The organism is Candidatus Zixiibacteriota bacterium (genome assembly GCA_018820315.1).
Taxonomy (GTDB): Bacteria; Zixibacteria; MSB-5A5; order JAABVY01; family JAHJOQ01; genus JAHJOQ01.
The window spans coordinates 1-6,492 of the sequence record JAHJOQ010000149.1 but is presented as its reverse complement, the minus strand read 5'-3'; the positions used below and the strand labels follow the sequence as shown (position 1 = coordinate 6,492).

The following is a 6,492-nucleotide window of genomic DNA, read 5'->3' as shown; positions in this document are numbered from 1 at the left end:
GCATTTCACAATAGCCTTGATTTACATAGAGATCGCCACGTCGCTTCGCTCCTCGCGATGACGACGTTCCGCGGTCCGTGCCTTTTTCAACAGGCCCGAAATCGGTATCCAGTTTGTATTGTATGTGCAAGTGTTCACCTTGTCCCAGACGTTTGCAGCCATCTATATTCCGTTTTCCTGGCATGTTGAGAAACCCTAAATGATATCATTGCGAGCGAAGCGTGGCAATCTCCACATTTCGCAATAGCCTTGATTGACTTGGAGATCGCCACGTCGCTTCGCTCCTCGCGATGACGACGATTGAATGCTCCGGGAGTTTTTCAACAAGCCCCTTCGCGGGGACGACATGTGTTACGCCTGCCATATTCAATGGACTCCACATGGGCCTTCTGGGACAGCCTCGGCAGGCCTTCCGCGACATAATCCTGAAAATGTAGGGCAGCGATCCGGAGCGAAGCGGAGTGATCCTGCCTACTTCTTCGATCCGACCGTCAAGCAATTTGTCAGGATCTGCTCACTTTCGTTCGTACCTGCTCTTCGCTTCGCTCGATCAGGCAGGGATCCTGACCTACAATACTCTCGAAGGGCACACCAACCACCGCGATCACAGATCGCGGCCATACGGCCCTTCCCCACGCATAACAAAAAGGCCTCGATTTCTCAAGGCCTTGCGTAGGTTCATTGCGTGAAACTATGGCTTATTTCAGCAGAACCATCTTTTTCGTTTCGGAGTATTCACCCGCTGTCGCTCGATAGAAGTATATCCCCGACGCTACTTTCGCACCGCCGTCATTGGTGCCGTCCCAACGGACGCTGACAATACCGGCGGCGGCGGAACCATCGATAGTTCTGACGATCTGTCCCTGTACGTTGACAATCTGCACTGTCCAGTCTGACGGCGCAGGTAGATACATTTCGAACTCAGTTTCCGGGTTGAACGGGTTCGGGAAATTCTGCGACAGAGTGAACTTGCTCGGCAATGAAGTCTGAGTCTTCAGATACACCGTAAGCTGATTGCCGTCATAATCCGACAAATCAGCATGCACAAGTTCAAGGGTGCCGTCGCCCTGAAGCGGAATCGTGAAGAGCGAGTTCTCGCCTGATTCAATATGCTTGGTCGAAAGGCTATATATCAACACTTTCATTGTACCGTCTACGATCGAGTAACTGATATCAAGGTCTGACGCCTCACTGCTGAGAATCGGCGCGCCGGGTGTGACCTCGGCCGGATCGAAATCGAACACGAAATGCGCCGCGCCAAGCGTTGCGCTCGTCACTGTTGCGATCTCGGTAGCGTGAGAGGATGCCCTGACTTCGACATCAGCCCCCATGCCGTACGGCGCAAGTTTCGGAATCGGCTGCGCATCACCGGTGATGATCCTGACCATGTAGACCAGATCGCCAACAGTCAGCGTACGGCCGTCGGCGTTCACGTCACTCGCAGCAATTTGCCCCGGAGGATTGATAGTGAATACTTCGGCACCCCAGATGAAGTAGTTCGTGTATAGAACTACATCAGCGATTTCATTTGCGACTTCGTTGAGATTCATATCGCCGCGCGCATCGATCGAGTCGGGGCTGATTATGCAAATCCCCCCATTCTGGAATGTCACGCAACGCAACGGGGCTTCCTTATCGCCATCCAGACAGCTGTCAGGTGCGCCAGTGTTCCGTATGCGATTTGACTCGGGATAAAGACCTTCGTTGAACTCGTCCCAGACGATGATATTCTGTCCAAGGATCAGTCTGTCAACAAACAGCGTATCCCCTCCGATCGAGGAGAAACCATTGTCACCGCAGTCCATCCAGAAGAACTTGACCGGGAAGAATAGTCCGCCGAAGTTCACATCATCAGTCACATGAAATCCGAGTTGGATTATAGAACCATCGGGATAGAATGCTGATACAGGCGGGTGACTTGCACCGTTGTTGATATCGGCTATAGCGACAATTCGAATGAGGCCATCGGGACACGGGCCGCCGCTGCAATCTCCGTTCGCCAGATAGCGATACGTGAAATACTCCCAGTTGCTGAGAGCCGGTCCCGGATTTGCGCTCAGGAATGTAAAGCCGGTAACATCGTACTGCATGAGCACGTCGAATCCGCCAATGCCTGTAGCAACATCCGAGTAGACATTCAGCGTGATGTTCGAATTGTTGTATGCACACTGTTCCATATCTTCGATCGAGACCGTAAGACACGTAGCGGTGTCGCAGACATTCTCGGTAGTCACATTCACAAACAGGTGAATGTCATCATATGCACCGCAGATGTCCTCGACCCGATAGCAAAATTCATAAGTAGAGTCATTCAGATCGGGCGTGAAACAGGTTGTCAACGTCGCCGGATCAAAACTCCCGGGACCGCAAGTCCGGCTAACTGTGAGGACATAGCTCAAATCAGGATCGCTCACCTCGATTCCTATGAAGCACAGCTCACCCGGAGTATCGTCCGGTCCGCAGTATGGAACATGTATGTTCAAATCCTCGCCGGTGATAGCCGGTGGGCTGTCGAGATCAACCGTTATCAGCACTGTGTCCTGATCAAAAGTACCACAGTCATCCTCGACTCTGATTACAAACTGGTATGTGCCGGCGGCCGGAGGAGTGAAGCAGACAGTGCCGTTCTCCTGGAAAACGACTCCCGACCCGGAAACCAGAATGAACGTTACATTGTCAAGTGAATCGATATCTGAATATGGGTTCTCGAAACAGATCTGCTCCGGCGCGCAGAGAAGATAGACGGAATCACCGGACGCATCCAGCTCAGGCGGGTTGTTCGCATCGACGGTGATGAATATGTCATCATCATCGAATTCTCCGCATTCGTCGGTGGCCCTCACAATAAAGTAGTATCTGCCGACAGAATCAGCCTCGAAGCATATCTCGCCGTCTCTTACAATGCCGTTCCCGGACACTATGCTGACTACTGGATCGGTGCCGTCTGGGTCGGATACCGAGTAGCCGAAGCAGACACTATCGGGGACACTACACAGATACGCACTTTGATCAGGTCCAAGCGACAGAGTCGGAAACTGGTTAACTGACACGTTAATACAGATCACATCTTCATCATAAATTCCGCATGTATCCGTAGCGCGGACAGTGATGCAGTAAGTCGTGTCTTTTGTAGCCACAAAACATACCTCACCATCAGCGTAAGTCCCAATCGGGCTCACATCGACAGTAACATCTCCATCGTCAGAGATTGAGACCGGGAAGCAGATCTCGCCCGGCGCACACAACGAATCGGAGAAGTTACCAGGCAGCGTCACGACGGGAACACCATTGAGTGAAATAGTGATTTCGGTGCCCGCAGTGTCCGCAGCTCCGCATTCATCTGTAACTGCGAATTGGAAGGTATACGACCCGGCAGCATCGGGCAGAAAACAGAACTTGCCGATCTCTGCATCCAGATTGCCATCGGCGCCGGATATCTGTTCAAAGGTCAAGGACTGACCTGCATCAGGATCATCAACATCAATTACAAAACAAACCGAATCGCCCAATTCACACCAGAAAATCGTGTCGACCGGCGCCATGACAATCGCCGGATCGCGGTTCAGGCCGATCAGCACGTCTGCCGTATCCAGGTCGCTCTTGCCACACTGGTCAATGGCTCTGACGATAAACTGATAGGTTCCCTCGGTAGAAGGTGTAAAACATATCTCGCCCGTCTGAGCATCAAGGCTTCCCGGCCCGCTGACGAGCGACAACACAGGCACGTCGCCCGGATCAGGATCAGATGCTGTCGCAAAGAAACAGACTTCCGTAAGTTCCTCGCAGAGGAATAGAGATGTATCGGGAACTTCAACCGTTGGCGGCAGATTCAAAACGAGTTCTATCGAAATAGTATCGTAATCAGGCACCACGCAATAATCAGTAACAAAGACCACCCATTGGTAAGTACCTGCGCCGGGTGGAGTAAAGCATACTTCTCCTGTCACCGGATCGATCTGCCCCGGACCCGATTCCAATCCAAACGTGAGCGGATCACCGTCAGGATCAAACGCAGTGGCAGTGAAGCAGAATTCTTCAGGCTCGCACAGTATGTATGATGTATCCGCCGGCAGAGTCACCACGGGTAGACCGTTTAGATCAACCGTGATCGTGGCAGTATCGACATCGCCGACACCGCAGATATCATCCGAGGCAGTAATAATAATCTCGTGAACGCCGCTCTGATCTACATAGAGGCAGACCTCGCCACTAAGTTCGTTGTAGCTGGCAGGCGGCGAAACCTCGATAGTAACCTGTCCACCTCCCGGGTTCTCGATGCTGACAGGCAGGCAAACAGTTGCGGGCTCGCAAAGAGATGTGTCTACATCAGATACCGCAATGCTCGGAGCCGGCTTCTTCACTACGGTAATCACAACCGTGTCACGCGGGCAGGAATATGGCCAGGCCGGATCTGCACCCTGTTCCTCCCTGTGCAAACAGCACTCATCAATCGCACGAATGATAAATTTGTATTCAGCCGAATCTCCGAGCTCCGGCAAGAAGCAGACTTCGCCAGTGAGCGGATCGATGCTGCCATAGCCTTCGAGCATCTCGAATTCGATGATATCATCGTCAACATCGCTAGCCAGGACGGTGAAGCAGATCTCATCGTTCGAGCAGATCAGAGTATCGAAATCGTCCGGAACAAAGATGTTCGGAGGAGAATTCGTTTGGTTGTCAATAATCAATGTATCATATCCGACGAGCCCGGAAGCATCGGTCGCCTTGAATACAAAGACATAAGTATAAATAGGATTCGAAGCATAGAAGCAGTGCGTAGCGGTTATAGTACCAGCGCCAGAAACTGGAGCGAAGTCGCCATAGCCTAGCACCATCTCGAGAGTGACCGAATCGCCGGAGCAATTGCCAGCCTGCGCGGTAATGTCAAAACAAACCGTCTGCTCAGTACATTCCGCAATAACCATGTCATCCGGCAGAACCACGGTCGGCGGCTGATTCGCAAATCTGACCTTCATGATCAGATCGTTGAAATCCATGTCCCCACCGTTCTTGAGATCCTCGAAACAGACCAGGTATTCGTTCGGATTCTGGTTTGTGGCGAAAACCTTGGCATGGTCGTACATATCCCTGTTGAATGCCTGATTCATGTACCAAGTGTAGCCACCGCTGATCCCCGGGATGAAATATATCCCTACATTCGAAGCGCCACCAATCGAGAACTGTACCGAATCGTTGGCGCTGTTTGCGGGATCGAATAGTACCGCCTTGTCATTGGAGTCGGCGGAATTGTACCATCCGGCGTATGCACTGCCAAATGATGTCGAGAGCTCCTCCATCAATACAGCTACATTGCCCTCAGATGGAGCACAGAACTCCGTCAGTCCCAACTCGTCGTTAACCACATCGATGCCATAGCCGAGGCTGTCGAAAATCTCCTGAAGAGATAATTCGCTGCCGACCGTCGACAAGAGCGAATCGATGATAGCCTGATCACCCGCACCTGCCAGCGCTGAGGAGCCTGACAGCATCAATCCAGGTGCGACGAACAGCACCATCAATATGATCTTGAAAAAACGAACTGGCATTTCTTGCTCTCCTTGTATACAGCCCACTACCGCAGGATGATAGCCTGAGGAACATTTTGCTAATGAGCTAGTGCTTCTATTCCATAAGACTTGGCGAGTGCAGCATGTGTTTCTGCCGAAATCGCTTGGCCCTCCCCCGAGAGCCTGAAAAACTCCTAACCGATTTCAAGCACCTGACACGTAAGTAAAAAGTAAGACAACAACGGCACAGCAAACTGGACTTCCGCCACAGTGACGGAGTCCCTCATCGTGCCCAATATATCACAAAGCTGGAGAATGTCAAGACGTTTCTGGTCGTTTTGACCGTCATAACATGTTGAATCTTTATACACTTACGACGGAGTTCTGAAGTAATACCTGCGACGAAACCCATGCCCCAAAACGCATAATATGCGACCCAAAAATCGACTCCGGAATGCGAACTGGATGAGGCGAAACAAAACCGGAGCACATAATCGCAATCACAGAGGATAGAATTGGGGAAGGCATAGAGATGCTGGACCTCGCTTTTTCCAGACTGAAATAGGATGAGGAATATTAAGAAAGCTAACAGAAAATTCTTAGGATAGAGAGAAAGGAGGTGACTTTTTGGGTAAGGTTTGTTAAGTAGGTACATGAATGTTTGAGGTATTTGTCAAAGATGAAAATACAAAATTATGGAGGTTAAAAGATGAGATCAAGAAAACTGGGTATATGCTTAACACTTGTATTTGCATTTGTAATGCTTTTCTCCATTTTGGGGCACACTCCCCAGGCTGATGCTTATAAGGGATTAATACTCCCCAGCGGAGAAAAGATGGCGCCTATGGAGCTTCTTACATTGACCCCAGGTGCGGACCCAACATTAAACCAGGAAGCTGTGTTTGTTGCAGAGTGGTGGAAAAAGATCGGGATACCAGTAGCAGCAAAGGCAATGGAGAAGGGTGCTCTTGTTAAGAAAATATTC

At 50.8% G+C, this 6,492-nt stretch carries 3 protein-coding genes; 1 reads left to right on the top strand and 2 read right to left on the bottom strand.

Features of this window, described 5'->3' with window-relative positions:
• On the bottom strand, window positions 1-184 hold a 184-nt coding region (locus KKH67_14595; protein MBU1320410.1), incomplete at its 3' end, for a hypothetical protein.
• 514 nt (window positions 185-698) lie between these two features.
• Entirely contained in the window at window positions 699-5,546 is a 4,848-nt protein-coding gene (locus tag KKH67_14590) for a T9SS type A sorting domain-containing protein (GenBank protein MBU1320409.1), read from the bottom strand.
• Window positions 5,547-6,216: 670 nt separating this feature from the next.
• On the opposite strand from KKH67_14590, the gene KKH67_14585 reads away from it, so the two are divergent.
• Window positions 6,217-6,492 (top strand): hypothetical protein (locus KKH67_14585; protein MBU1320408.1); only part of this gene is annotated, 276 nt, incomplete at its 3' end.

Bases quoted from the DNA above. Each gene is read 5' to 3' on its own strand.
- KKH67_14590 (MBU1320409.1), bottom strand. From the start codon at position 5,546: ATGCCAGTTCGTTTTTTCAAGATCATATTGATGGTGCTGTTCGTCGCA.